This is a genomic window from Aeromicrobium sp. Leaf289 (assembly GCF_001423335.1).
Classification (GTDB): domain Bacteria; phylum Actinomycetota; class Actinomycetes; order Propionibacteriales; family Nocardioidaceae; genus Aeromicrobium.
Map to the genome: position 1 here is coordinate 62,008 of NZ_LMNK01000002.1, position 26,096 is coordinate 88,103.

Below are 26,096 nucleotides of genomic sequence, written 5' to 3' on the forward strand. Positions count from 1 at the left end.
GTGACCGGCGGGGGTGCCGGGACCCCACGACCGGCCGGGGCGGCGGACCAGCAGAGCTACGACGTTCCTCCGGGTCCGCGCGGGAACCCGCTGCTCATGACCATGCGGTTCATGCGCAAGCGGGGGCCGCTGATCCGCGACGCCCACGCCACGTACGGCGACACGTTCTCGGTGCAGATCCTGCCCGGACCGCGCACCCTCGTGATCCACTCCGACCCCGCAGACGTGAAGGAGATCTTCGCCGCCGACCCGGCGCAGTTCCACGCCGGCGAGGGCAACGCGATCCTCAAGCCGGTGATGGGCGAGCACTCGCTCCTGCTCACCGACGACGCCGAGCACCAGCGCGGCCGCAAGCTGTTGATGCCGGCGTTCACGGGCCCGGCGATGCGCAGCTACCGACCGCTCGTGGAGGGTCTGGCCAAGGAGGCCGTCCAGGGCTGGCACGACGGGCAGCGGCTGGTCACGCTCGACGCGATGAACGCGATCACCCTCGAGGTCATCCTCCAGGTGGTCTTCGGCGTGACCGACGAGGAGCGGCTCTCGGTGCTGCGTCCCAAGGTCACACGGATCGTCGACATCGACGCGGGCATCCTGCTGTCGTGGATCTTCCCGCGGCTGCGCAAGGTCCCGCCGTGGCGCGGCTTCTTCACCAACCTGCGCGAGGTCGACGACCTGCTCTACGCCGAGATCCGGGAGCGTCGCGCCGAGCACGAACGGGGCGACCTCGAGGGTCGCGACGACGTGCTGTCGCGGCTGCTGCGCGCCGGTGACGACCCCGAGGCCGCCCCCGGCGGGGATGCCGGGCCACGCGCGGCGGACGGCACCGACGGGCTGAGCGACGAGGAGCTGCGCGACCAGCTCGTCACACTCCTGCTGGCCGGGCACGAGACGACGGCGTCGGCGCTGTCGTGGACGCTGCACGAGCTGGGCAAGGACCCGGTGCTGCTGGCCCGGGCCACGCGAGCCGCCGACGAGGGCGACGAGACCTTCCTGGAGGCGTGCCTGAAGGAGGCCATGCGGCTGCACCCGATCATCGACTTCGTGGCGCGGTCCCTGCAGAGCGACCAGGTCGTCGCGGGCCGACGTCTCCCGAGGGGCACCACGGTCACCCCGTCGATCATGCTGTCGCACAGCCGCGAGTCCTCGTTCGCCGACGCCCACGCGTTCCGTCCCGGCCGGTTCCTCGACGGCGAGGTCACGGCCGGCACCTGGATCCCCTTCGGCGGTGGCGTGCGGCGCTGCATCGGCGCCGCGTTCTCGCTCATGGAGGGCACGGTGGTGCTGCGCGAGGTGCTGCAGCGCTTCGAGGTGCACACCGAGAAGCCCACCGGGCCGCGCCTGCGCAACATCACGAACGTCCCGGACGACAAGGCGCCCGTCGTGCTCCGCGCGCGATGACACCGTGCTGCGCTCCCGCTGACCCGCATCCCTGACAGACCACTGCGTCGGAGGACCCATGTCCACGAACCCTGCCCCCGCGACCGTCGACCGGTCGGTGCTCACTGCGCCGCTCACGCTGCCCAGCGGCTCGACCCTGCCCAACCGGCTGGTCAAGGCCGCCCTGAGCGAGGGGCTCGCCCGCCGCGACCACTCGCCGGGCAGTCGGCTGCGGCGCCTCTACGCCCGCTGGGCCCACAGCGGCACGGGGCTCATGATCACCGGCAACGTCATGGTCGACCGCCGGGCGATCGGCGAGCCCGGCAACGTCGTCGTCGAGGACGACCGCGACGCCGCCGACCTCGCCGCCTGGGCGCAGGTCATGAAGTCCGGCGGCAGCGCGGCGTGGGTGCAGCTCAACCACCCCGGCCGCCAGGTCCCGCGCTCGCTGTCCGCGCACCCGGTCGCACCTTCGGACGTCGCCGTGCCCGGCACGGCAGGCGTCTTCGCCGAGCCGCGCGCGCTGACGAGCGCCGAGATCGAGGACGTCGTCGCCCGGTTCGCCACCGCTGCCCGCGTCGTCACCCAGGCCGGGTTCGACGGCGTGCAGATCCACGGCGCGCACGGCTACCTCGTCAGCCAGTTCCTGTCGCCGCTGTCGAACCGCCGCACCGACGCGTGGGGCGTGACGCCCGAGAAGCGCCGTCGCTTCCTGCTGGAGGTCGTCCGCGCCGTGCGCGCCGCCGTCGGTCCCGACGTCCCGGTCTCGGTCAAGCTCAACTCCGCCGACTTCCAGAAGGGCGGCTTCGACGAGGCCGAGTCGCTCGCCGTCGTCCACGCGCTCGCCGCGGAGGGCATCGACCTGCTCGAGGTCTCCGGCGGCACGTACGCCTCGGCCGCGATGCTCGGCGTCGACCCCAGCCTCAAGGACTCCACCCGACGGCGCGAGGCCTACTTCCTCGCGTTCGCCGAGCAGGTCCGCGCCGAGCTCCCCGACCTCCCGCTCATGGTCACCGGTGGGTTCCGCACCGTCGAGGGCATGGCCGACGCCCTCGGCGACGGCGGCATCGACCTCGTGGGGCTCGGCCGCCCGCTCACCGTGGAGCCCGACGTCCCCGGCCGGCTGCTCGACGGACGGGCCGACGCGAGCACGGTCCGCCCCCGGCGCAGCGGGATCCGCATGCTCGACAACCTCACCGAGCTGACCTACTACACCGTCCAGATGTGGCGGATGGCCGACGGCAAGGAGCCCGCACCCGACCGGCACGCGCTGCTCAACGTCACCCGGTACCTCGCGACCAACGGCCGCGACAGCATCCGTCTGCGTCGCGGGCACTGACCCCGAACGATTCCGGCGCGACGCCACGAACTCTCACTAAGCGCTTGCTTAGCGGTGCTCCACGGCCCTAGGGTCGGGCCATGCGTGCCGTGCAGATCACGACGCTCGACGGGCCTTCGGCCGTCGAGGTCACCGAGCTCCCCGACCCCACCGCCGCCGACGGGCAGGTGCTCGTGCGGGTGCGGGCCGCCGGCGTCTCGTTCCCCGAGGTGCTGCAGACCCGCGGGCTGTACCAGCTCAAGCCGGAGCTGCCGTTCGTGCCGGGCTCGGAGGTCGCGGGCGAGGTCGTCACCGCCCCCGAGGGGTCCGGCTTCTCCCCCGGCGACCGGGTGGCCGGGTTCTGCATGCTCGGCGGGTTCGCCGAGTACGCCGTCACCCAGCCCGACATGACGTTCCACCTCCCCGACGCCGTCTCCTTCGAGCAGGGCGCGTCGGTGCCGCTCAACTACCTCACGGCCTACTTCGCCCTCGTCGAGCGCGGGCGGATCGCACCGGGTGAGCGCGTGCTCGTGCACGGGGCCGCCGGAGGCGTCGGCACGGCATCCATCCAGGTGGCCAAGGCGTTCGGCGCCGGCCACGTCATCGCCGTCACGTCGACCGCCGAGAAGGGCGCCGTGGCCATCGACGCCGGCGCCGACGAGTTCGTGCTGGCCGACGGCTTCCTCGACGCGGTCAAGGCGTCCGGCAAGGTCGACCTCGTCGTCGACCCGGTGGGCGGCGACCGCTTCACCGACTCCCTGCGCAGCCTCCGCGAGGACGGCCGCCTGCTCGTCATCGGCTTCACCGCCGGCGACATCCCCGAGGTGAAGGTCAACCGGCTGCTGCTCAACAACCTCAGCGTCGTGGGCGTCGGCTGGGGCGCCTACGCGCTCGCCCGTCCCGGGCACGTCGCCCAGGAGTGGGCGGCCATCGCCCCGCACCTGGAGTCGGGTGCGCTCACGCCGCCGATCGGCGCCACGTTCGGCCTCGACGAGGCGGCTCAGGCACTCGCCACCATCGACGAGCGACGCGCCACCGGCAAGGTGCTGCTCACCCCGTGACGCACTCCGCCCGACGCCGCTGGTTCGCGCTGCTCACTCCGGGGCAGACCACCGGGATCATGCTCGCGGGCCTCGACGTCGTCGTCGGTCCGGTCGTGCTGCTCGCGGAGGCCACCTACGCCGACGCCGACGCGGCACGGGCGGCGTTCGGCCACCCCGCGCCGGCTCCGGGCGCGGGTCGGTTCGTCGACTTCCTCGTGGTCCCGGAGCTGCCGGGGGTCGAGGTGCGCGACGGCGTGCTCACCGAGACGCGCGCGCCGTCGGGCACCGAGCTCTGGCGGCTCGAGGCCGACGGTCGACGTCGAGTCGTCTCGTACTACGACACCCCCGCCTACGGCTGGCGCAACGGCCGCGGCGACGTGCGGCCCGCGCAGCACGTCGGCCTGCGGGCCCGCTACGCGGGTGGAGGTGACTACGTGGCCGCGTTCGAGGACGGTGTCGACGGCGTGCACCTGGTCGCCGTCGGCGAGGACCCGCCGGAGGGCTTCGCCTGGACGAAGGTCGGCGTCTCCCGCCGCACCGTCCCGCTGTCGGACGTCGAGCTCTACGACGCGGCCACCGGGGACCCGTTCGCCCACACGCCCTAGCGGGGACGCGGGAGGAACGCGAGCTGCGCCGTCTTGTGCCCGAGGTCGACCACGGGACCGACCTCGAAGCCCTCACGACGGAACCGGGCCACCGACCGCTCGTTGAGCACGTCTGGCTCCACGACGATGCGCCGCACCGACGGATCCTCGAGCACCACGCCGAGCAGGTACCTCGCGAGCGAGCCGGTGAAGCCCGGCCGACGCTCCCCGGGGCCCACGAACAGGTGCACCCCCAGGTCACCCGGCTGCACGTCGTAGGCCTCCCCCACCGGGTCGTGCTCGGGCTCGTAGGTCTGGAAGACGGCGACCGGGACGGTGTCGGCCCGGTGCTCGTGGACCAGGTAGGCGTGGTGCGTCCCCAGGGAGTCGAGGTAGGCGTAGACCTCGCCGACCTCGTCGCGGGTGTGGTCGGTCATGCCCCAGAACCGGGCACGCTCCTGCGTCACCCAGCCGTGCAGCAGGTCGAGGTCGCCCACGGGGTCGACGGGTCTGTGCGTGAAGGGGGGCGTGTCCGCCATGTCAGGGCTCCTCGTGGTCGGGCTGCATCGGCGACGTGGACCCGGCGGCCCACACCTCCAGGTCGTCGGGGACGGTCCACCGGCTGCGGGACCGGTCGGCCAGGCACCACACGAGGCGCGCGACCGGCCCCCGCCACACGCGGTCGTCGACGCCCGGCACCGACGACGTCGACAGCACGCACCCCTCGTCACCGCCCAGTCGGAGGGCCGGCCCGCCGAGCGGGGTGAAGGTGTGCACGTCGCCCCACGCCGTCGGCGCCGACAGCTGCGGAGCCGCCTCGCGCAGTGCCAGGCGCAGGACCTCCTCCAGGTCCACTCCCGGCACCGGCACACCGGCGGGCTCCAGCCATCGATCCAGGGCCAGCGCCACCCGCGGCTCGGGGCGCAGCCAGGGGGCGAACAGCTCGCCGGGCCCGGTCCACAGGTCCGCCGACGGCTCCCGCAGCGGGGCGAGCGCCGGGTGCTCGACGAGGCGACGCACCACGGCCGAGCGCAGCGCCGCGAAGAGTGCGGCGTCCACCGAGTCGGCGTCCATGCGCCGGTCCCACGCGACGATCCGGTCACGCAGCTCGCGCACCTGCTCGGGCTCGCCTGCGAGGTCCAGGCCGGCGAGCCGGCGCTGCCAGTGTTCGGCCGGCAGCAGCAGCGTGTCGGCGTGCAGGGCCGCGGCCTGCTCCACGTCGAGCACGGGGCGCTCGTCGATCAGCTGCTCGAGCCGGCGCGCACGGTGCGGCGGGGCGAGCTCGTCGGCGAGCGCCGCGCTGTGCTCGCCCTGGCGGTGGTTGGCCGTCACCTGGTGCTCGTCGGCCCCGACCTCGCGGCGGTGCGGCACGACCCATCCGGCCCACTCCCCCGAGGCAGCGCGCCAAGGAACCCGGCCGGCCACGCGGTGCAGGACCGCACCCTCGACGTCGGCCACCAGCACGTCGTTGACCGGCTCCACCCAGTGGTCGAGCGCGGCGTCGACGTCGGCCACCGACCGGGCCCGCAGCAGCGGCAGCAGCGCGGCGAGGCCGAGGTCATCGACGAGCCAGGGCACGGTGCGCACGGCCACGCCGGAGCCGTCCGGGTGCTCGAGGACCAGCGGCCCGTGCGCCGTCACCGGCACGCCGTCGACCACGTCGCGCGGCTCCTGCGCCGACACGTCGGTGAGCTGCTGGGTGTCGGCCATCGCGTTGGTGATGGCCCACGCCACCGTGCCGGTGTGCCCGAAGTGCTGCACGCCCGGCACCCCCGGGAAGGTGAGGCCGACGACGTCGACGTCCTCGTCCGTGGTGACGAGCCGTACCTGCTGGTAGACGCCCGGCACGGTGACGATGCGGTGCGGGTCGGCACCGACGAGCGGCAGCCCGTCGGCCGAGCGCCGCCCACCGACGACCCAGGCGTTGCTGCCCGACAGTGCCGGCACCTCCTGCGCGAGCGTCGTGACGGCATCGGGTCCCAGCACCCGCGCCACGTGCCGACGCCAGAGGTGGTGGCCGAGGCTGCCGAACAGAGCGTGGTGCACGGCCATCACACCGAGCGACGTCCAGTCACGCCAGGCGTCGAGCCCACCCGCGCGGACGCCCGCGGCGTAGGCGTCGACGAACGCCCGCGTCTCGTCGTCGAGCCGCTCGTGGGCGCGCCGGGCCGTCCGCGCCAGCAGCGACCGGGCGCAGAACGCGTCCCACGGCGTGCTCGTGGTCGACTCCACGTGCGCGAGGTCCTCGAGCAGACGCTCCCGCGACACCTCGGCCGTCGCCCGACCCTGCGCGAACGCCAGCCCCTCCAGCGACGTCGCCTCGACCCTCAGCACCGTCACGACGAACCCCCGACCCGCGTCCCGAAGGGTTGCCGACGGTTCCCGCCCGAGAGAGCCGTCGACAACCCTTCGGGAGGCGGGGTGGGGGCCGGGGTCATCGGCCGTGGAGGGGGTTGGCCAGGCGTCCGACGAGCTGCAGCGACTGCGCCTGGTCGGCGAGGTCGACCATCTCGAGGGTGTTGCGCAGCTGCAGCCGGTTCAGGCACGAGTGCTCGAAGTCGGGTGCCAGCAGGTCGTACCGCGCGTACTGGGTGGCCAGCTCGGGGTGGTCGGCCTGCAGGTCGCGCAGGCACGCCGCCGCCACGGTCCAGAACTCCTCTCCCGACAGCACCCCGTCGTCGGCGAGGATCGCCGCGAGGAACCTCAGGAAGCCGTCGAGCACGTCGGTGAGCACGGCCAGCGCCTGCTGGCCCTCCGGCACCCGGGCCCGGATCCGCTGCACGGCCTCGGGCAGGGAGTCGAGCGGGTGTGCCTCGGGTCCGTCTCCCGCGAGCAGCGCGACCTCCTCGCCCACGTCCTTCATGACCGCGCGCACGGGCACGTGGTCCCGCAGCACGAGGATCAGGTTCTCCCCGTGCGGCATGAAGGCCAGGTCGTGCGCCCACAGGCAGTGCGCGACCGGCCGCAGGTAGGCGTCGAGGTAGCGGCGCACCCAGTCCGCCGGCGCCAGCCCCGACGCCCGGATCGTCGCTGCGGCCAGGCTCCGCCCCTCGCGGTCGCGGTGCAGGAGCGACGCCATGGTCGCGGCCCGCTCCCCAGCCCCGAGCCGCGGCGTCTCGCGCCACAGCGCGGCGAACATCTTCTGGTACGGCCCGCGGCGTGCACCGGCCACGCGCTGGTAGACCCCACCGGTGTAGCCGACGGCGGCCCGCTCGCGCAGCACCGTGAACCCGCACCGACGCAGCTCGGCGTCGTCCTCGACGAGGGCGTGCACCCAGTCGTTGATGGCGGGCGTGCCGCGCATGTAGTGCGGCGACAGCCCCCGCATGAAGCCCATGTTCTGCACCGACAGCGCCGTCTTGACGTACATGCGCGACGGGTCGGACACGTTGAGGAACGTCCGCACCGACTGCTGCGCACGGTAGGCGTCGCGGCTCGTGCCGAGCGGCACCACGTCACGTCGGGCGACGTCGGCCGCGAAGGTCACGGCCAGCTTGTTCGTCCACTGCCAGGGGTGCGCCGGCACCAGGAGGTAGTCGCGGGGATCGAGACCGAGGTCGCGCAGCCGCGTGTCGAAGGCGTCGCGCTGGTCCGCGTCGAGCTCGTCGGCGTAGAGCGCGTCCTCGTCGAGACCCTCCCCCAGGGCCAGCACGGCGTGCTCACGGCGGACGCCCAGCCACACCAGCTGCACGTCGCTGCCGGTCTCGGGCGCGAACGCGCGGTAGTCGTCGAGCCCGTACCCGATCCGACCGTTCGTGGCGAGGAACGCGGGATGCCCCTCGTGCATGGCGGCCTCGACCGTGGCGAGGTCCGCGTCGAGCAGGTCCTCGACGGTGTGCGCGTGGTGGGTGTCGGCCCAGCACGCCGCCGCGAGCGTGGCACTCAGCTCCTCCAGGTACACCGCCACCAGGTGGTCGGGGATGCCGAGCTCGTCGTGCAGCTCGGCCACCAGCTCGAGCACGTCGACCGGCAGCGTCGCCTCGCCCCCCTCGGTGGAGTCGTCGGACCGCAGCACCGACCACGGGTCGACCGACCAGTGCTCCGGCTCGTGCACGTGGGCGTGGAACCGCCACCTCGAGGAGGTGGTGCGCACCTCCCACCAGCCCCCCGCATCGGCCACCGGCTCGGGCGACAGGAGGCGCTCGTGCGTGAGCTCGCCCAGGGCCTTCGCGACGAGCCGACGCTGGGCGCGCTCGAGCGTCACCGGCTCCAGGTGGTCGGCGGTGTCCAGGGCCTGGGGTTCGAGGATGTGTGGCGTCCCCAGCAGGGCGGTGGGGGTCATGCGACGTCTCCCGTCGGGTCGTCGGTCGCGCCGAGCTCGCTGGCGGCGAAGCCCTCCGCCGTGCAGGTGCTCAGCAGCGCCCGCTTGTCGGGCAGGTCGATCTCGCGCTCGGCCACGAAGCCGGCTCGGGCGTTGAGGTCGTGGATGGCGGTGTTGCGGGCGTCGGGCTCCACCACCACCCGGCGGGTCGTGACGCCGTCGTGGCCCGGGAGCGTGAAGCAGTGCCGCACGACGGCCGCGAAGACGGCCGCCGTGAAGCCGTGCACCGGCGTGTCCGTCGGCGCCACCAGCACGTGCATGCCGAGGTCGCCCGGCTGCGTCCTGTGGATCGACGCCAGGGGAGAGTGCGCCGGGTCGTAGGTCTCGGCCAGGAACGAGGGGGTACCTTCTGCCGGCCACGCCCCGGCACCCCCGCCGGGGCCGGTCCGGCCCAGCCAGGCGTCGTGGTGGGGGCTCGCGACGATGTCGGCGTACTCGCGTCGCACGTCGTCGACGCTCGCGCCCTGCATCATCCAGAACACCGACCGCGGGTGGGTCACCCACGCGTGCAGCAGCGGGGCGTGGCGGTCGACGTCGAGCGGCTCCAGCCCGATCCTCATCGATCCGGGCCTCATCGACCCGGGCCTCATCGGTCCACCCCCGACAGGGCGCGGTCGTCGGCGGGTGCCCCGAACGTCTGGAAGGCGATGCGCTCCTCCACCGGGTACACCTCCCGGCCCGCCATCGCGTTGACGATCACCGACGACCGGAAGGCCCCCATGCCCAGGTCGGGGGCGACGAAGCCGTGCGTGTGCTCCTCGGCGTTCTGCACGAAGACCCGGTGGTCGGCGTCGATCGTGTAGTCCGACGCGACGGCGTACCGGCCGCGCTCGTCCCACCTGACGTGGTCGTGCAGCGGTTCCACCAGGTCGGGCAGGCCGGCCCGATACCCGGTGGCCAGCACGAGCGACGCCGTGGTGGTGCGGAACGGCACGTCGGTCTCGTCGTGGCGCAGCTCCAGGCCGACCCGACCCGCCTGCGTGTCCCACGACGCCGACGTGAGCGTGGTGCCGGCCAGCAGGTCGGTCGTGACCGGGCCGTCGACGCTCAACCGGTAGAGCGTGTCGTAGATGTCGTCGACGAGGTCGCCGCTGATGCCCTTGTAGAGCGGCTTGTGCTCGCCGACCAGCCGGTCGCGGACCTGCGTCGGCAGCGCCTGGAAGTACGCCGTGTACTCCGGCGACGTCATCTCCAGCGTCAGCTTCGTGTACTCCATCGGGAAGAAGCGCGGCGACCTCGTCACCCACGTGAGGTGGTAGCCGCACCGCCCGGCGTCCTCCAGCAGGTCGCGGTACACCTCGGCGGCGCTCTGCCCGCTGCCGACGACCGTGATGGAGTCGGTGGCCTGGAGCGCCTCCTTGCGCGGCAGGTAGTCGGCGGTGTGGACGACGGTCCCACCGTGCCCACCCTCGAGCAGCGCGCGCGCCGCGTCGGGCACGTGCGGACGCGTGCCCACGCCGAGCACCACGTGGCGGGCCGTCAGCGTGGTGGGGCCGTCGGCCGTCAAGGCGGTCACCGTGAACAGCTCGCCGTCGCGGCGGACCGACTGGACGTGGTGACCCAGGCGCACGGGCAGCCGCTCGGCGGCCCAGCGCAGGTAGCGGTCGTACTCGCGGCGGAGCGGGTAGAAGCTCTCGCGGATGTAGAACGGGTACAGCCGCCCGACCTGCTTGAGGTAGGCCAGGAACGAGTAGGGCGACGTCGGGTCGGCCATGGTCACGAGGTCGGCCATGAACGGCACCTGCAGCGTGGCCTCGGGCAGCATCATGCCCGCGTGCCACGACACGTCGTCGCGGGACTCCAGCACCACGCCCCGCAGGCCGGTGGGCTCGGCGAGGGCGGCCAGTCCGAGGTTGAACGGTCCGGCGCCGACGGCCACGAAGTCGAGGACCTCCTGCCGGCCCCGCCCGGCGGGGGTGCCGGGCCGTGGGCGGCGATCAGGCACAGTCATGCGTCGACCTCCTCGTGGTCGCGCTCGAGCAGGTCCTCACCGGTCGAGCGCACCCGCTCGAGCACGGCCACGACGTCCTCGAGCGTGGCGGCCGGGTTGAGCAGGGTGAGCTTGAGCCACGCCCGCCCGTCGACCTTCGTGCCGGCGACGACCGCGCGACCGTCGCCCCAGAGGGTGCGCCGGATCCGGGGGTTGAGGTCGTCGGCGAGGTCGTCGGCGAGGCCGTCGGGCCGGTAGCGGAACACGACGGTGCTCAGCTCGGGCTCGGCCCGCAGCTGCAGGTCGTCCTGCTCGCGGACCCAGTCCGCCGTCGCGTGGGCGAGGTCGATCGCGGTGTCGAAGCCCTGCCCGATCGCGTCGGCACCCATGACGCGCAGCGTGAGCCAGAGCTTGAGCGCGTCGAACCGGCGGGTGGTCTGCAGGCTCTTGTCGACCTGGTTCGGCAGGTCGGCCGTCCGCGGGTTGAGGTACTCGGCGTGGTAGGTCACGTGCCGCAGGACCCCCGTGTCGCGCACCAGGACGGCGCTCGCGCTCACGGGCTGGAAGAACGTCTTGTGGAAGTCGACGGTGACCGAGTCGGCCCGCTCGATGCCGTCGAGCCGGTGCCGACGTCGAGGCGACGCGAGCAGCCCACCCCCGTACGCGGCGTCGACGTGCATCCACACGCCGTGCTCGGCGCACAGGTCGGCGACGGCCCCGAGCGGGTCGATCGCACCCAGGTCGGTGGTCCCCGCCGTGGCCACCACGGCCATGGGGACGAGGCCGCGGGCGAGGCAGTCGTGCAGCGCCCGCTCCAGGGCGACGGGGTCCATCCGATGCCGGGCGTCGACGTCGACGGGCACCACCGCATCGGCGTCGAGGCCGAGGATCGTGGCCGACTTCTGCACGCTGAAGTGCGCGTCGGCCGAGCAGAACACCCGGAAGCGAGCGAGCGAGTCGGCGTAGGCGAGCCCCGGGTCGACGTGGCCGCGCAGGAAGGTCTCGCCGCGTGCCATGAGCAGCGCCTGCAGGTTCGACTGCGTGCCGCCCGACGTGAACACGCCATCGGCGGTCCCGCCCTCGGCGGGGACGGCGAACCCGATGCGTCCGGCGGTCCAGTCCACCAGCCGGCGCTCGATGAGCGTGCCGCCCGCGCTCTGGTCCCAGGTGTCGAGCGAGGAGTTCACGGCCGAGACGAAGAGCTCGGCCAGCAGCGCCGGGACGACCACGGGGCAGTTCAGGTGGGCGGCGTATCCGGGGTCGTGGAACCAGACTGCGTCGTCGAGGTACACGTCGCGGAGCTCGGCGAGCGCGGCGTCGACGTCGACGGGCCGGTCCAGGTCGACGGCGTCGACGGCGCGTGCGACGTCGGTGACCGAGCGTCCGCTGAAGGGCGTCCGGACGCTGCCGAGGTGCTCGGTGAGCACGTCGAGCCCGGCGCGCATGGTCGTGGCATAGTGCTCGGCGTTGGCCGGGCTGAACAGGTGGTCGTCCACCATGCTCCTTCCCCCGAAGATCGTGTAGGCAAGCCTTACCTAAGCAAACCCGGACCGCCCCGGCAACCTGCTGGGAGCCACGTCACACCTCACCCCTCGGAGACGCCCGTGCACCCGCTCACCGGTTTCTGGCGCTCGATCGAGGCCCTGCACTCCGTGGTCTACTTCGCCCCCGATGCCCAGTCCCGCTACGAGTCCCTGGGGCTGAAGGGCTACTGGATGGGCTACGCCGCCTCGCGCGCCGGCGCCCTCGGCACTCCCGCCGCCGCAGTGGTCGTGGCCACCTTCCACGGCTTCGCGCCGCGACTCGTCGAGCGGGCCGTCCCCGACGCGTGGCGGATGGCCGACCCGCAGGCGGTGCTGGCGGAGCGGCTCGCGATCGCCCGTGACGTGCTCGGTCCCGCCCTCGCCGCGCACGACGTCGAGCGTCTGGCCGCGCGCCTCGCGCAGGTGGTCGGTCGCGCCGACCTCGCGGGGAAGCCGCTGGCCGCGGCCGAGTCGTCGCTGGCCGTGCCCGACGACGCGGTCGGTGCCCTGTGGCGCCACGCGAGCGTGCTGCGCGAGCTGCGCGGCGACGCCCACGTGTCGGTGCTCGTCACCGCCGGTCTCGGCGGGGCCGCCTCGAACGCCCTGCAGGTGGCGCTCGGCCGGGCTCCGGAGCGTCAGCGCTCGGTCCGAGGCTGGACCGAGGACGAGTGGGCCGAGGCGCTGGAGGACCTGCGCCGTCGCGGCTGGGTCGACGCCGACGGCGCACCCACCGACACCGGCCGGGCCGCCCGCGAGCGACTCGAGGACGCCACGGACCGTGCCGTCGACGCCGCCCTCGACACCGAGGCCACGGCGCACGCGGTGTCGGTGGAGTCCGACCTGGTCGCCGCCGCCCGCGCCGTGGTCGCCGCCGGTGCCATCACCTACCCCAACCCCATCGGCGCCCAGGCCCCCTAGTCACCGCGTCTCGGACGTCCTGCGGGTCAAGGTCAGCACGACGGCGGCCGCGAAGGCGCTCACCGAGCACACGGCCCACACGGTCAGGTAGCCCGAGAGGGGCGCGGTGCCGAGCGTCGGGTCGTCGATCGACCCGGTCGACGCCAGGGCGATGGCGAACACGGCCGACGCGATCGCGCCACCCACCGTCTTGGTCGCGTTGGTCATGCCGGTCGCGAAGCCGGTGGCCTCCGGCGGCGCGGCTGCAGCGGCCGCGGCCGGGAGCGCCGCCACGAGCAGCCCGGACCCGACGCCGGCGACGCCCATGTTGGTGAGCGTCTGGGTGGTCGTGTCGTGCAGCGGCAGGAACAGTCCGTAGCCGACACCGACGACGGTGCAGCCCGCCACCATAGCCCCGCGCGGGCCGAGCGTGCGCGAGAGCACCGGCAGGAGCAGGGCACCCACCACCATCGTCACGACGTAGACGCCGATGAGCGTGGACACGAAGGCCGCGGACGCGCCGAGGCCGAAGCCCGCGACGTCGGGATCGGTCCGCGCGAAGGTGGACAGCGGGATCTGCGCGCCCAGCACCGACATGCCGAACAGGAACGCGGTCAGCTGCACCGGCCACTGGGCCGCGCGGACGAACGTGTGCACGTCGATGAGCGGAGCGACCCCGTCGTCGGGTCGGGCGGCCAGCCCTCGCTCGTACCGGACGAGCACGGAGAGCGCCGCGAACGAGAGCAGGACGAGCGACCACGGGACCGGGGAGCCGACGCCCATCAGCCGGATGGCGATGAGCCCGCCCATGAGCAGCCCGAGGGTCACCGTGAGCCACGCGAGCCCGCCGTAGTCGTACCCGCCCGACGCCTGTCCGCGGTCACGCTCGATGCCGAACCACACGATCGCGAGGCACAGCGTCACGGCCACGGCGGGCAGCGACAGCAGCACCGTCATCGACGTCGACTCCACCAGGGCGCCCGACGTGAGCGCACCGACGATCACGCCGGTCTCGAGCGCCGCCACCAGGAAGGCGGCCGACCGACGGGTGAGGCGGTGCTGGTCGGGCGAGCCGGCCGTGCGGCGGTGGATGATCGCCACCTCCACGGGCAGCCACACCACGTACGCACCCTGCAGCGCCCAGCCGACGAGGAACGTGGAGAAGCCGGGCGCGAAGGCCAGGGCCCAGGAGCCGACCGCCGTGACCGCCGTCGACACGAGCAGGACGTTGCGGTGGCCCCACAGGTCGCCCAGCCGCGACAGCAGCGGCACCGCGAGCGCCGACAGCACCAGCTGCGCGGCCTCGAACCAGTTCACGTCGGCGTCGCGGATGCCCAGGTGACGCGCGATGTCGGAGAAGATCGGCGTGTAGAAGCCCTGCAGGATGCCGCTCACGACCTCGACGGCCACGAGGAAGCCGACCACCGCCCACAGGCCAGTGTTGACCTGCCGCCCACGGCCCGGCACGCCCGCCGGGGTGCTCTGCCGCCCACGGCCCGGCACCCCCGCCGGGGTGCTCTGCCGCCCACGGCCCGGCACCCCCGCCGGGGTGCTCACAGCGACCTCAGCAGCGCGACGTACCAGTCGACGCCCTCGAGCCAGGCGGCCACGTGCACGTGCTCGTCGAAGGAGTGGATGGAGGCGCGTTGCTCCTTGCTCATCCGCAGCGGGGCGAACCGGTAGACGCGGGGGCAGATGTCGCAGAAGAAGCGGCTGTCGGTGCCGGCCATCATCACGTAGGGCGTCACGATCGCGTCGGGGAAGACGTCGGCGATCGTGCGCTCCAGCAGCGCGAATGCACCCAGGGCCTCGGGCTCGGTCGTGGGCGAGAGGGGACTCGGCTCGTTGGCCTCGACCACGTCGACCGCCACCTGCTGGTCGCCGACGGCGTCGCGCACGTGGTCGAGCGCCGACGCCACGCTCTCCCCCGGCATGATCCGCAGGTTCACCTCGGCCCGCGCCCGGGCGGCGATGACGTTGTGGGCGGGCGCACCGGACAGCGTGGTGGCCACCATGGTCGTCCGCACCATGGCGGCGGTCTCGGGCCCGGCCGCGACGAGCGCACGACCGAGCACGCCGGGCGGGGTCCGGGTGGCGCCGGTCAGGAGAGCACGCAGCGGCAGCGGCAGGTGGCCGGCCAGCCGACGCAGCAGGTCGACCGTGGGGCCCGGGACGTTGATCGGGAACTGCTTCTGGTCGAGGCGCCACAGCGCGCGTCCGAGGCGGGCGGTCGGGCCCTTGGGCGCGGGCGTGGACGAGTGACCCCCGCGCCCGGTGACGGTGAGCGAGAGCGTGGTGGTGCCCTTCTCCGTGGCGCCGACGACGGCGACCGGGGCACCCACGCCGGGAAAGGCCTGGCCCGCCACGGCGCCGCCCTCGTCGAGGACGAACCACGGCTCGACGCCGCGTCGCCGCAGCTCGTCGACCGCCGCGGGTGCCGACGGTCCGGACACCTCCTCGTCGGCACCGAAGGACAGCCACACGTCCTGCGCCGGCGTGAGACCGTCGGCGAGCAGACGCTCGACGGCGGTGCAGATCGCCACCAGCTGCCCCTTGTCGTCGAGGGTGCCTCGGCCCCAGATCGCCGGTCCCTCGGGGGTCTCGACGACGTCGGCGGCGAAGGCGGGGTGCGTCCACGGGTCGTCGGGCGTCACCGGCACCACGTCCTGGTGGGCCATGAGCACGACCGGACGGTCCGAGGACGTCCCGGCCCACCGCCACAGCAGCGCGCGCGGTGCGGCCTCGCCCAGGTCGACCCGCTCGAGCCGCTCGTGCAGCAGCGGGAAGTGCTCGGCGAGGAGCGCGTGCAGCTGGTCGAAGGGCGCCGGGTCGGTCAGGTCAGGGTCACGCTCGGCGACGGTGGGCACGCGGATCGTCGCGCGCAGGACCTCGACGTCAGGATGCACTCCCCGACGCTAGCCCGCGGCCGGGGTCACCCGCCCCGCGAGCCGGACGGCGTCAGAGGGTGATGACCCGGCCGGCCACGACGAGCAGCACCTCGTCGCACTCGGCGGCGAAGCGCTGGTTCACGACACCGAGCAGGTCGCGGAAGATCCGGCCGGACCGGTGCTCGGGCACCACGCCGAGCCCCACCTCGTTCGTCACGAGCACCACCGTGCGCTGCGTCCGGGCGAGGGCCTCGACCGCGGCGTCGACGCGGTCGAGCAGCACCTGCTCCCACTCCTCGCGGATGGCGTCCCAGCCGTCGAGCTCGTCGATCTGGCTCGTGAGCCAGGTGCCGAGGCAGTCGATGAGCACCGCCGTGTCGGCGTCGGCGTCACCGCCCTCGATCGCGCCGACGAGCTCGGTGGTCTCGACGGTCGTCCAGTGCGAGGGCCGTCGCTCCTGGTGCCGAGCCACCCGCTGCGCCCACTCGGGGTCCTCGTCGGGGTCGGCCGCCGGGCCGGGCGCCACGTAGACGACCCGTTCGTGCGCGACCACCAGCGACTCCGCGTGGAACGACTTGCCCGACCGCACCCCACCTGTGACCAGAGCCTTCATGCCGCGACCCTACTCCCGCGCGGTCCCGCCGAACCTGGAAGTTCTTCGTGCGTTCGGCGGACGCCGGGAGCCTCGGTTCCCTAGGCTTCGAGCGACCGGTCGAGCACCCGGCCGGCGTCTGCCTCGTCCCTGGAGACTCCGTGTCGTTCCTGCGTGCCCTCGTCCTCGTCGTCCTGACCGGTCTCGTGATGGTCGCCGTCCCGGCCGTGACCTCGGCCGCCACCGCTCCCGACGACGGGTCCGCCCCGAGGGCGGCCGTCGCGTCGGCGAGCTCGTCCCCCACCACGACGGCACCCCTGCCCGCACAGGCGAGCCTGGACGCGCGCACGCCGGACGGCCTCACCCGCTACCGGTACCTCGGCGTCCCGGTGTCGGCCTCCGACGTCCGGGCGGAGTCCGTGGAGCTGAGGCTCGACGGCACCGCGGTCGAGACGTTCGGCGTCACGGGAGGCGGGTTCGACGAGTACGTCACCTTCCCGACCATCAGCGTCGGAACCCACCGCCTGACCCTCCACGACGGCGACGCGCAGCTGGCGGCGCAGACCATCGAGGTGCTGCCCGACCCCTTCGTCGTGACGGCCTCCCCGGCCTGGGTCACCGCCGACAAGCTCGCCGCCGACGGGGTCCGCCTCTCGGCCCAGGGCCTGCCGGCCGCGATCGGCGCGAGCGGCTACCTGGGTGACAACGTCGCCCGAGGGACGGCCGGTGGCGATGGACGGGTCGACGTCACGGTCCGCAACGACGGCGACGAGTTCCTCGCCCAGCCCGGCGTGAACCGCGCGATCCTCGAGCTCGAGAACGGCGCCGTGGGATCGACCGAGGTGCGCACCACCGTGCTCGGCCTGACCGTGCGCGAGGGTGGTGGCGCCGTGGTGGGCACCGGGTTCGAGCCGGGCACCGACGTGACGCTGGTCGACGGCAGCACCCGGCGCGGCGCGCAGTCCGACAGCTCGGGTCGGGTCGAGTTCAGCGCCCTGGCGGGCAGCCGTGCCCTCACCCTCACCGGCACGGCAGGCAGCATCACCCGCACCCTCGACCCCGGGGGATCCGGCGGCACCGATCCCGCGGGGCCGGGCCTCAGCGAGTCGCAGGTGCGCCGCCTCGAGCAGGTGGGGCAGGCCACCCAGGACGCCAAGCAGGCGGCGCAGGACGTGCAGGAGCAGCTCGCGAGACTGGCGGCGAGTCCCGGCCCCCGGCTGGCAGACGAGCTCAAGAAGTCCATCGACGCGCAGCTCGAGCTCACCGAGCAGGTCGTCGGCGCGAAGATGCCCACCCGGGCGCCGATCGGCTCGCGCCCCGGCGGCTCGATCGGCTTCGATCCCCGGCCCGTGGAGGATGAACGTGACGCGCAGCTCGAGGAGGCCAAGGCCGCCTACGAGCAGCAGCTGGGGGACGCGACCAAGGAGCAGCAGCAGGCGCTGGAGGAGATGATGCGGCAGATCATCGGCTTCATCACGGAGATGCAGCAAGCCCAGCAGGACCAGCTCCGCGTGATCGTCCGCGCCTCGACGATCGAGGTCGTCTTCACCGGCCCGCTGCCGTCCGGCGCCGTCAGCGTCGACGTGCCCACCGGCTTCTCGGGTCGGCATCACGTCGGAGCGATCGACCCGTCCACCGGCATCGTGACGGCCTGGCAGCCCTTCGACGTCGTCGCCGCGGGCTCGGACGGGTCCGGCCCGGGTGGGTCCGGCTCGGCCCTGCCGGACACCGGCGCGCCCGTGCAGCCGGCACTCCTCGCCCTCGGCGCCGGCCTGCTCCTCGCCGGCGGTGCCACCTTCGTCGCGCGTCGACGCCGCAGCGCCTGACCCTGCGCCCCCGACGCCAGCTGTTGCGGATCCACCGATGGGGGCCGCTCGCCGCGGGGACGGTGCCGCTCGGCGCGACGCAACGTACGCAACTGGCGTGAGCGGCGTCACCCGTGGTCGGATGGGTCGGCGCGGTGGTCCTGCGCGCCGTCACGCGTCCTGAGGGGGAACCCATGAGCACCCGAGCTCCGTCCGCACCGAGCCCCGCCGACACCGGCGGCAGCCGGGTCCGCACGATCGTCGTCTGGTCGGCCGTCGCCCTCGTGGGAGCGGTCTGCTGGGCCGTCCTCGCGCTCTCGCGCGGCGAGGACGTGTCGGCCCTGTGGATCCTGTTCGCCGCACTGTCGTCGTACGCCATCGCCTACCGCTTCTACTCCCGCTTCATCGCGAGGAAGGTGCTCGAGGTCGACGACACCCGCGCCACGCCGGCGGAGCGCCTCGACAACGGCGTCGACTACGAGGTCACCGACCGACGCGTGCTGTTCGGCCACCACTTCGCGGCCATCGCCGGCGCCGGGCCGCTCGTCGGGCCCGTGCTCGCCGCGCAGATGGGCTACCTGCCCGGCACGATCTGGATCATCGTCGGCGTGATCCTGGCCGGCGCCGTCCAGGACATGGTCGTCCTGTTCCTCTCGATGCGGCGCGACGGCAAGAGCCTCGGCCAGATGGTGCGCGAGGAGATCGGCGTGATCGGCGGAACGGCCGCGCTCATCGCCGTCTTCGCGATCATGATCATCATCCTCGCGGTCCTCGCCCTGGTGGTCGTGAACGCGCTCGCCGAGTCGCCGTGGGGCGTGTTCTCCATCGGCCTGACCATCCCGATCGCCCTGTTCATGGGCTTCTACCTGCGCTACATCCGGCCCGGGCGCGTCCTCGAGGTCACGGTCATCGGTGTCGTCCTGCTCCTGCTCGCGATCATCGGCGGCGGCTGGATCGACCAGACCGGCCTGGCGGACACGCTGACCCTGAGCAAGGAGAGCCTCGTCGTCGCGCTGGTCGTGTACGGCTTCGTCGCCTCGATCCTGCCGGTGTGGATGCTCCTGACGCCCCGCGACTACCTGTCGACGTTCATGAAGATCGGCGTCATCGTCCTGCTGGCCGTCGGCCTCGTCATCGCCGCACCCACCCTGCAGGCAGACGCGGTCACGAGCTTCGCCACCGACGGCGACGGCCCGGTGTTCGCGGGCAAGGTGTTCCCGTTCGTGTTCATCACGATCGCCTGCGGCGCGCTGTCGGGCTTCCACGCACTGATCGCCTCCGGCACGACGCCGAAGATGATCCAGAAGGAGAGCCACGTCCGGATGATCGGCTACGGCGGCATGCTGATGGAGTCGTTCGTCGCCATCAGCGCGCTCATCGCCGCGGTCGTCATCGACCAGGGCTTCTACTACGCCATGAACGCCCCCGCCGGCGCGACCGGCGGCACGCCCGAGGGGGCCGCGGCGTTCGTCAGCCAGCTCGGCTTCACGCTCTCCCCGGGCGACCTCACCGCGGCCGCGGCCTCGATCGAGGAGTCGACCATCATCTCGCGCACCGGCGGCGCCCCGACCCTCGCCTTCGGTCTCTCGCAGATCTTCTCCGACGCGTTCGGCGGCGGGCTCCGGGCGTTCTGGTACCACTTCGCGATCATGTTCGAGGCGCTGTTCATCCTCACCGCGGTCGACGCCGGCACCCGCGTGGGTCGGTTCATGCTGCAGGACACGATCGGCAACGTGTGGACCCGCTTCGGCGACGTCTCCTGGCGTCCCGCCGCCTGGGCGGCCAGCGCGGTCACGGTGGGCGCCTGGGGCTACTTCCTCTGGATCGGCATCAGCGACCCCCTCGGCGGCATCAACCAGCTGTTCCCGCTGTTCGGCATCGCCAACCAGCTGCTCGCCGCGATCGCGCTCACGCTGTGCGTCACGCTGTTCATCAAGCACGGCAAGGTGAAGTACGCCTGGGTCCCGGGCATCCCGCTCGCGTGGGACCTGATCGTGACGATGACGGCCAGCTGGCAGAAGGTGTTCAGCGACAACCCCGCCATCGGCTACTTCGCCCAGGCCGACCGCTACCGCACCGCACGCGACTCCGGCGAGGTGCTGGCCCCGGCCGCCGACGCGAGCCAGATGGACCAGATCATCCGCAACTCCACGACCAACGGCGTCATCCAGGCCACCTTCGCCCTGCTGGTGATCGTGATCGTGGCCAACGCGGTGGTCATCTGGGTGCGGGCGATCAAGGCCGGGTCGCTGCCCACGACGGAGGTGCCGCACACCCCGTCGCAGATCGTCGCACCGGCCGACTTCATCGCCACCCGCGAGGAGAAGGAGGCCGTGGCCGCGTGGGAGAAGGAGCGCGACCCCTCCCGCGTGGGAGGCCGACGATGAGCCGCCTGGGCGAGCGGCTCGCGGGCCTGCGCCGCCTCGTCCGCGAGTTCACCGGCGAGGCGGCGTGGGACGACTACCTCGACGCGTGCGAGCGCGACGGGGTCGAGCCCACCACCCGGCGGGCGTTCGAGCGGCACCGTGCCGACCAGGTGGAGCACGCCCCCATGGCGCGCTGCTGCTGATTCGGCCGCGGCTGGGGTTGCGGACCCGCACGGGTGGGGCCACGATCATCGGAACACGCGATGCGGGAGGGGCGTCATGTCCGAGCGGACCGACACCACGCCGGGGGGCCAGCAGGAGGAGCTCAAGCGCTCCATCTCCGGCCGCCTGCTGTTCTTCTACGTGCTGGGCGACGTGCTCGGCTCCGGGATCTACGCGCTCATCGGCGTCATGGCGTTCACCGTCGGTGGTGCGTTCTGGCTCTCGTTCGTCGTCGGCGTCACCGTCGCCCTGCTGACGGGGTTCGCCTACGCGGAGCTGATCACCAAGTACCCGCAGGCCGCCGGCGCCGCTCTCTACACGCACAAGGCGTTCGGCAACCGGTTCCTCACCTTCATGGTCACGTTCTCGCTGCTCGCGGCCACGATCGCCGCGGCGGGCACCCTGGCGCGGGTGTTCGGCGGGACCTACTTCACGTCGTTCGTCGAGGGCGTGCCGGTCACGCTCGTGGCCATCCTGTTCATCGTCGCGCTGTCGCTGCTGAACTTCCGCGGCATCACCGAGTCCGTGTGGACCAACATGATCATGACGATCATCGAGACCGCCGGCCTGCTCATCATCCTGGCCGTCGGTGCCGTCGTGGTGGCCGAGGGCGACGCGAACCTCGAGCAGCCGTTCCAGCTCAACGACGGCAACCCCGCGATCGTCGTGCTCAGCGGCGTGGCCCTGGCCTTCTTCGCGATGACCGGCTTCGAGAACGCCGCCAACATCGCCGAGGAGACTCAGGACCCGAGCCGAACGTTCCCCAAGGCACTCCTCGGCGGCATGACGCTCGCCGGCGTCCTCTACATGGTCATCGCGTTCATCGCCTCGATGGTGGCGCCGATCGACGAGCTGGCCGCCAACGGAGGCGAGGACGGCAGCCTCCTCACCGTCGTGCAGGCCGGGCCGATCCCCGTGCCCGAGATGGTGTTCTCGGCCATCGCCCTGGTGGCGGTCACCAACACGACGCTCGTCTCGCTGGTCGCGCAGTCCCGCATCATGTACGGCATGGCCCGCCAGGGCATCGTGCCGCGCGTCTTCGCCCGCACGCACGCCACGCGGCGCACCCCGTGGGTCTCGATCATCTTCACCGCCGCGCTGGTCTGCCTGCTGCTGGCCATCGCCGACGTCGACCGCCTGGCCACGGTGACGGTGCTGTTCCTCATCGTCGTCTACGGCATGGTGTGCCTGGCGGCGCTCAAGCTCCGCGGCACCGCCGTCGACCACGACCACTACTCCGCGCCGACCCTGATCCTGTACGCCGGCGTCGTCGCCAACCTCGGCATCCTCATCCACACGATGATCGACGACCCCGGGTCGATCGTGTGGTGCGCCGCCATCCTCGCGATCGGCGTGGCCATGTACTTCGTCAACGCCTTCGCCATGAAGGCCGATCCACGTTCTGCCGATCCCGAGCCCCTCGACCCCAGCGACCTCGCCGGATAGTCTCCCCGCACCGACCCACTCAGGAGTAGCCATGCACGTGCTCGTCGCCACCGACGGCTCGAAGCAGTCCCTCGAGTCCGCCAAGTACCTGCGCAACCTCGTCGACCACGAGGCCGTCACGAAGGTCAGCGTGGTCGCGGTCGTGAGCCCGCTCGCGGCCGTCCCGTTCGCCACCGAGGGCAGCAAGGACGGCGGCGGCGTGGAGATGTCGTTCCGCCGCGAGGCCGAGCAGGCCACTCTCAAGGTCGCCGAGGCGCTCGACGGCTGGGGCCCGACGGTCACCACCCACGTCTACAGCGGCTCCCCGGCCAACGAGATCATCAAGGCCGCCAAGCGCTTCGACTCCGGCCTGATCGTGCTGGCCAGCCAGAGCACCCGCACCCAGGCCGTGCTCATGGGCTCGGTGTCGCACAAGGTGCTCAACCAGGCCACCTGCCCGGTGCTCGTGCACCGTCCCGGACCCAAGCCCGCCCGACGCACCAAGAAGAAGGCGTAGCGCCTCAGGTCCGGTGCAGCCAGGGCGCCAGCAGCCGGGTGATCCACGGCAGCAGCACGTAGGTCATGAGCGGCGTCATGACGCACACGGTGAGCAGCACGCGCCACGGCAGCCACAGGTCCGGCACGAGGTGCGCGCCCAGCGCGTTGGCCGCCAGGCTCAGCGGGAAGAAGACCAGGAAGATGGAGACCATCTGCTTCCAGCGCGGCGGTGCGGAGACGGGCGGGCGCAGGTCCTCGACGTCGACCCCCGACGGCTCGTCGAACCAGCCCTCGATGCCGGTGCGCTTCTCCAGGCGCGACTCGTCGACGATGCCCTGGGCGCTGTCGAGCCACCAGCGACGCTGACTCGACGACATCCACACCTCCAGGTCGTCGGCGCTGGCGAAGCGGAACAGCATGTGCCACTCGCTCGACGTGGGCGCCGGCCGCACCCAGCCCGAGCCCAGGAACCCGTCGAAGCGCTCGGCGAGCTCGGAGCCGGCGCGCAGCCAGGCGAGCATCTGGTCCTCGTGCGCCGGGTCGACGTGGCGCGTGACGGACACGGTGACGGGGACGCTCATGCACCCCAGCCTAGGAAGTCGCTGACTCCACGCGTTCGCCGACCGCCCCGCGCCGGAGCACCACGATCTCCACGACGACCCAGGCCACGGCGACGACCGCCCAGCCCGCCACGACGTCGAGCACCCAGTGGTTGCCGGTGGCGACCACCACGAACGCCGTGACGAGGGCGTAGACCACGCCGACGGCCCGCCAGGCGCGGTGCACCCCGGCGTTCGCGACCACGATCGCCACCCACAGCGCCCAGCCCGCGTGCAGCGACGGGAACGCGGCGAGCTGGTTGGTGATGTCGCCCAGTCCCTTGGGCGCCGATGCGTCGCCGCCCCACCACCCGGCCTGGGAGTGCAGCGCGAGCACGTCGGAGTAGCCCTCGACGAACCGCGGCGGCGCCATCGGCATGGTGAGGTAGCACGCCAGGCCGGCCAGCGAGGCCACGACCAGGGCCGTCCGGGCGCGCGGATAGAGCCCCGGGCGACGCACGAACAACCACACGAGCACGGCCGCGGTGACCACGTAGTGCGCCGTGGCGTACCAGTAGCTCGAGGCGACGGCGAGGAGGTCGTGCTGCGCGAGCCAGGTGTTGAGCTCCCGCTCGAGGTCGAGGTGCCACGTCTGCTCGAGCCCCAGCAGGGCGCGCGCCCGGTCGAGCGCCTCGGCCCGGTCGTCCGACGCCAGCAGCCGCGACGCGCTGTAGCCGACGTAGAGCACGGCCAGCAGGGACACCTCGAGCACCACGAAGCGTGGCGTCACCCGCGATCCACGGGCGAGTCGCGTCCTGTTCACCGCTCCAGCATGGCGCGACCGTCCACGATCGCACCTCGGGGACGACCCCCGATCCACCACCGACACCGACCCCGGGACGCCTCAGGGTCCGTCGGGGTCGAGGCCGCAGCAACGGCGCAGGGAGGTCAGCGCCGACGACCGAAGATCCGCTTGCCGATCTCGCGGGCGATCACGCGGGACGCCTCGTCGAGGGCGGACTGACCGGGCTCGGACCGCCTCGAGCGGGTCGTGCGCCGGGACCGCGGTGCACGACCTCCCGACTCCCGTGCGATCCGGTCGGCCTCGCGCGCGACCCGCTCGGCCTCCTTCGACGCCTGCTCGGCCCGGGCGTCGGCATCGGCCTGGGCTCCTGCGGCGGCGCGGGCGGCGTCGATGGACTCCGACGCGGACGGTGGGTCGACGGGCGTGCCGTAGCGGGCCATGAGCGAGGAGGCCTGCACCGCGGCGGCGACGTGAGCGGCCGGCGCCGGATCCATCGAGCCCTGCGGTGCCCGCACCCGGGTCCACGCGACCGGCGTGGGTGCCCCCTTCTCGTTCATGACCGTGACGATGGCCTCGCCGATGGCGAGCTGGGTGAGCACCTCCTCCAGGTCGTACGTCGACGTCGGGTAGGTCGACACGGTGGAGCGCAGGGCCTTGGCGTCGTCGGGGGTGTGCGCCCGCAGCTGGTGCTGGATGCGCGATCCGAGCTGGGCGAGCACGTCGGACGGGACGTCCTTCGGGGTCTGGGTCACGAACACCACGCCGACGCCCTTGGACCGGATCAGCCGCACGGTCTGCGTGACCTGGTCGAGGAAGTCCTTCGAGGCGTCCTTGAACAGCAGGTGGGCCTCGTCGAAGAAGAACACCAGGCGCGGCTTGTCGGCGTCGCCGACCTCGGGCAGGGTCTCGAACAGCGTGCTCAGCAGGTACAGCAGGAAGGTCGAGAACAGGGCCGGCTTGTCCTGGACCGACGGGACCTCGAGCAGCGAGACGATCCCCCTGCCGTCGGGCGCGGTGCGCAGGAAGTCGGACACGTCGATCTCGGGTCGACCGAAGAACACGTCGGCGCCCTGGTCGGAGAAGGCGATGAGCTCGCGGAGGATCACCCCGGCGGTGGAGGCCGAGAGCCCTCCCAGCTCCTTGAGCTCCGGCTTGCCGTCGCCGGTGAGCCAGGTGAGCACCGACCGGAGGTCGCCGAGATCGACCAGGGCGTGCCCCTTGTTCCTGGCGTAGTGGAAGACGAGCGCCAGCGACGACTCCTGGGTGGCGTTCAGGCCCAACACCTTCGACAGCAGCAGCGGCCCGAACGAGTCGATGCTCGCGCGGATCGGGACCCCCGTGCCGAGGCCGCCGAGGGTGAAGAACTCGGTGGCCGAGGCGGTCGGCTGCCAGGTCTGGCCGATGCTCTCGCACCGTGCGGCCAGCTTCTCGTTCGGCGTGCCCGGGACGGCGATGCCCGAGAGGTCGCCCTTGATGTCGGCGGCGAACACCGGCACGCCCTGGGCGGCCACCTGCTCGGCGAGCACCTGGAGGGTCTTGGTCTTCCCAGTGCCGGTGGCTCCGGCGACCAGGCCGTGCCGGTTGAGCATGCCGAGCGGGATCCGGACCTGGGCCCCCGGCACGGCGACGTCGGCCTCCACGAGGGCGCCAATCTCCAGCACCGAGCCCTCGAAGGCGTAGCCGCTGCGCACGAGCTCCGCGTGCTCGCTCAGGTCGCCGGCGACGGCCGGCGCGGTCTGGGTCGGCGCGGTCTGGGTCGGCTCGGTCTGGGTCGGCTCGGTCTGGGCCGGCTCGGTCTGGGCCCGCTGCTGCTCCTGCTCCGCGGCGGCGCGAGCGAGCTCGTCGGCGCGGCGCCTGGCCTCCGCGGCTACGGTCTCGGCGGCGGCAGCGGCCTGCGCGGCCTCCTCGGCGGCCTGCTGCGCCGACTTCGGGGCTCCGACCTCGTCCGGGCTGCTCATGCCGG

At 72.9% G+C, this 26,096-nt stretch carries 22 protein-coding genes; 10 read left to right on the forward strand and 12 right to left on the reverse strand.

Annotation, left to right across the window (positions count from 1 at the left end; all coding sequences use genetic code 11):
- The 4 genes from ASF37_RS04230 to ASF37_RS04245 all read left to right on the forward strand — a co-directional run bounded on the left by ASF37_RS04230 (position 1) and on the right by ASF37_RS04245 (position 4,343).
- Entirely contained in the window at positions 1-1,398 is a 1,398-nt protein-coding gene (locus ASF37_RS04230) for a cytochrome P450 (protein WP_255353922.1), read from the forward strand.
- Between the two features lie 58 nt (positions 1,399-1,456).
- On the forward strand, positions 1,457-2,716 hold the full coding sequence (locus ASF37_RS04235; protein ID WP_056579212.1) for an NADH:flavin oxidoreductase/NADH oxidase family protein: 1,260 nt from the start codon (positions 1,457-1,459) through the stop codon (positions 2,714-2,716).
- An 80-nt stretch (positions 2,717-2,796) separates the two neighbouring features.
- On the forward strand, positions 2,797-3,756 hold the full coding sequence (locus ASF37_RS04240; protein ID WP_055961164.1) for an NADPH:quinone oxidoreductase family protein: 960 nt from the start codon (positions 2,797-2,799) through the stop codon (positions 3,754-3,756).
- Entirely contained in the window at positions 3,753-4,343 is a 591-nt protein-coding gene (locus ASF37_RS04245; RefSeq protein ID WP_056579214.1) for a hypothetical protein, read from the forward strand. Before ASF37_RS04240 ends, ASF37_RS04245 begins: the two co-directional genes overlap by 4 nt.
- Here the strand turns inward: ASF37_RS04245 and ASF37_RS04250 are convergent.
- From ASF37_RS04250 to ASF37_RS04275, 6 genes are all read right to left on the reverse strand, one after another.
- Entirely contained in the window at positions 4,340-4,861 is a 522-nt protein-coding gene (locus tag ASF37_RS04250) for a GNAT family N-acetyltransferase (RefSeq protein WP_056579216.1), read from the reverse strand. The genes ASF37_RS04245 and ASF37_RS04250 overlap by 4 nt on opposite strands.
- 1 nt (position 4,862) lies before the next feature.
- Complete coding sequence (locus tag ASF37_RS04255; RefSeq protein ID WP_082506388.1) at positions 4,863-6,662, reverse strand: penicillin acylase family protein; 1,800 nt, start codon at positions 6,660-6,662, stop codon at positions 4,863-4,865.
- A gap of 94 nt (positions 6,663-6,756) precedes the next feature.
- The gene (locus ASF37_RS04260; protein WP_056579222.1) at positions 6,757-8,604 is read right to left on the reverse strand and encodes an IucA/IucC family siderophore biosynthesis protein; all 1,848 of its coding nucleotides are present in this window, start codon (positions 8,602-8,604) and stop codon (positions 6,757-6,759) included.
- A complete protein-coding gene (locus ASF37_RS04265; protein WP_056574862.1) occupies positions 8,601-9,203 on the reverse strand; it encodes a GNAT family N-acetyltransferase in 603 nt (200 codons plus the stop codon). The genes ASF37_RS04260 and ASF37_RS04265 overlap by 4 nt, the downstream gene beginning before the upstream one ends.
- 26 nt (positions 9,204-9,229) lie before the next feature.
- Positions 9,230-10,594: a lysine N(6)-hydroxylase/L-ornithine N(5)-oxygenase family protein gene (locus ASF37_RS04270; RefSeq protein WP_082480859.1), complete on the reverse strand. Its 1,365-nt coding sequence runs from the start codon at positions 10,592-10,594 to the stop codon at positions 9,230-9,232.
- Positions 10,591-12,072 carry an aspartate aminotransferase family protein gene (locus ASF37_RS04275; protein ID WP_056579223.1) on the reverse strand — a complete coding sequence of 494 codons (1,482 nt, stop codon included), beginning with the start codon at positions 12,070-12,072 and terminating at the stop codon, positions 10,591-10,593. Before ASF37_RS04275 ends, ASF37_RS04270 begins: the two co-directional genes overlap by 4 nt.
- A 105-nt stretch (positions 12,073-12,177) precedes the next feature.
- Here ASF37_RS04275 and ASF37_RS04280 point away from each other — a divergent pair, with 105 nt between their 5' ends.
- Positions 12,178-13,014 carry a hypothetical protein gene (locus tag ASF37_RS04280; protein WP_056579226.1) on the forward strand — a complete coding sequence of 279 codons (837 nt, stop codon included), beginning with the start codon at positions 12,178-12,180 and terminating at the stop codon, positions 13,012-13,014.
- Here ASF37_RS04280 and ASF37_RS04285 read toward each other — a convergent pair whose 3' ends face one another.
- Genes ASF37_RS04285 through cobU form a run of 3 tightly spaced genes read right to left on the reverse strand, consistent with a single transcriptional unit; the run spans position 13,015 to position 16,494 of the window.
- A complete protein-coding gene (locus ASF37_RS04285; protein ID WP_235499952.1) occupies positions 13,015-14,550 on the reverse strand; it encodes an MFS transporter in 1,536 nt (511 codons plus the stop codon).
- Positions 14,547-15,899, reverse strand: coding sequence for a M20/M25/M40 family metallo-hydrolase (locus ASF37_RS04290; RefSeq protein ID WP_056579228.1), 1,353 nt, complete (start codon positions 15,897-15,899; stop codon positions 14,547-14,549). Before ASF37_RS04290 ends, ASF37_RS04285 begins: the two co-directional genes overlap by 4 nt.
- A 52-nt stretch (positions 15,900-15,951) precedes the next feature.
- Complete coding sequence (gene cobU / locus ASF37_RS04295; protein WP_055961195.1) at positions 15,952-16,494, reverse strand: bifunctional adenosylcobinamide kinase/adenosylcobinamide-phosphate guanylyltransferase; 543 nt, start codon at positions 16,492-16,494, stop codon at positions 15,952-15,954.
- Positions 16,495-16,634: 140 nt separating this feature from the next.
- Between cobU and ASF37_RS04300 the strand changes: the two genes are divergently transcribed.
- The 5 genes from ASF37_RS04300 to ASF37_RS04320 all read left to right on the forward strand — a co-directional run bounded on the left by ASF37_RS04300 (position 16,635) and on the right by ASF37_RS04320 (position 22,808).
- A complete protein-coding gene (locus ASF37_RS04300) occupies positions 16,635-18,299 on the forward strand; it encodes an LPXTG cell wall anchor domain-containing protein (RefSeq protein ID WP_056579230.1) in 1,665 nt (554 codons plus the stop codon).
- A 173-nt stretch (positions 18,300-18,472) separates the two neighbouring features.
- Positions 18,473-20,665, forward strand: a complete 2,193-nt coding sequence (locus ASF37_RS04305) for a carbon starvation CstA family protein (RefSeq protein ID WP_056552116.1) — start codon at positions 18,473-18,475, stop codon at positions 20,663-20,665.
- Positions 20,662-20,847, forward strand: a complete 186-nt coding sequence (locus tag ASF37_RS04310; protein WP_055961200.1) for a CstA-like transporter-associated (seleno)protein — start codon at positions 20,662-20,664, stop codon at positions 20,845-20,847. Before ASF37_RS04305 ends, ASF37_RS04310 begins: the two co-directional genes overlap by 4 nt.
- 76 nt (positions 20,848-20,923) lie before the next feature.
- The gene (locus ASF37_RS04315; protein ID WP_082506390.1) at positions 20,924-22,312 is read left to right on the forward strand and encodes an APC family permease; all 1,389 of its coding nucleotides are present in this window, start codon (positions 20,924-20,926) and stop codon (positions 22,310-22,312) included.
- Positions 22,313-22,343: 31 nt separating this feature from the next.
- Positions 22,344-22,808, forward strand: coding sequence for a universal stress protein (locus ASF37_RS04320; protein ID WP_055961205.1), 465 nt, complete (start codon positions 22,344-22,346; stop codon positions 22,806-22,808).
- 4 nt (positions 22,809-22,812) lie between these two features.
- On the opposite strand, the gene ASF37_RS04325 is transcribed toward ASF37_RS04320, so the two are convergent.
- The 3 genes from ASF37_RS04325 to ASF37_RS04335 form a co-directional block, all read right to left on the reverse strand.
- Positions 22,813-23,370, reverse strand: coding sequence for an antibiotic biosynthesis monooxygenase (locus ASF37_RS04325; RefSeq protein WP_056579233.1), 558 nt, complete (start codon positions 23,368-23,370; stop codon positions 22,813-22,815).
- A 10-nt stretch (positions 23,371-23,380) separates the two neighbouring features.
- A complete protein-coding gene (locus tag ASF37_RS04330; protein ID WP_156364620.1) occupies positions 23,381-24,151 on the reverse strand; it encodes a phosphatase PAP2 family protein in 771 nt (256 codons plus the stop codon).
- A 125-nt stretch (positions 24,152-24,276) separates the two neighbouring features.
- Positions 24,277-26,091: a helicase HerA-like domain-containing protein gene (locus tag ASF37_RS04335; protein ID WP_056579234.1), complete on the reverse strand. Its 1,815-nt coding sequence runs from the start codon at positions 26,089-26,091 to the stop codon at positions 24,277-24,279.
- Positions 26,092-26,096: the final 5 nt, after the last annotated feature.

Excerpts from the sequence above, each read along its gene's own strand:
- ASF37_RS04235 (WP_056579212.1), top strand. The coding sequence starts at position 1,457 with ATGTCCACGAACCCTGCCCCCGCGACCGTCGACCGGTCGGTGCTCACT.
- ASF37_RS04240 (WP_055961164.1), top strand. The coding sequence starts at position 2,797 with ATGCGTGCCGTGCAGATCACGACGCTCGACGGGCCTTCGGCCGTCGAG.
- ASF37_RS04250 (WP_056579216.1), bottom strand. The coding sequence starts at position 4,861 with ATGGCGGACACGCCCCCCTTCACGCACAGACCCGTCGACCCCGTGGGC.
- ASF37_RS04260 (WP_056579222.1), bottom strand. The coding sequence starts at position 8,604 with ATGACCCCCACCGCCCTGCTGGGGACGCCACACATCCTCGAACCCCAG.
- ASF37_RS04265 (WP_056574862.1), bottom strand. The coding sequence starts at position 9,203 with ATGAGGATCGGGCTGGAGCCGCTCGACGTCGACCGCCACGCCCCGCTG.
- ASF37_RS04270 (WP_082480859.1), bottom strand. The coding sequence starts at position 10,594 with ATGACTGTGCCTGATCGCCGCCCACGGCCCGGCACCCCCGCCGGGCGG.
- ASF37_RS04275 (WP_056579223.1), bottom strand. The coding sequence starts at position 12,072 with ATGGTGGACGACCACCTGTTCAGCCCGGCCAACGCCGAGCACTATGCC.
- cobU (WP_055961195.1), bottom strand. The coding sequence starts at position 16,494 with ATGAAGGCTCTGGTCACAGGTGGGGTGCGGTCGGGCAAGTCGTTCCAC.
- ASF37_RS04305 (WP_056552116.1), top strand. The coding sequence starts at position 18,473 with ATGAGCACCCGAGCTCCGTCCGCACCGAGCCCCGCCGACACCGGCGGC.
- ASF37_RS04310 (WP_055961200.1), top strand. The coding sequence starts at position 20,662 with ATGAGCCGCCTGGGCGAGCGGCTCGCGGGCCTGCGCCGCCTCGTCCGC.
- ASF37_RS04315 (WP_082506390.1), top strand. The coding sequence starts at position 20,924 with ATGTCCGAGCGGACCGACACCACGCCGGGGGGCCAGCAGGAGGAGCTC.
- ASF37_RS04320 (WP_055961205.1), top strand. The coding sequence starts at position 22,344 with ATGCACGTGCTCGTCGCCACCGACGGCTCGAAGCAGTCCCTCGAGTCC.
- ASF37_RS04325 (WP_056579233.1), bottom strand. The coding sequence starts at position 23,370 with ATGAGCGTCCCCGTCACCGTGTCCGTCACGCGCCACGTCGACCCGGCG.
- ASF37_RS04335 (WP_056579234.1), bottom strand. The coding sequence starts at position 26,091 with ATGAGCAGCCCGGACGAGGTCGGAGCCCCGAAGTCGGCGCAGCAGGCC.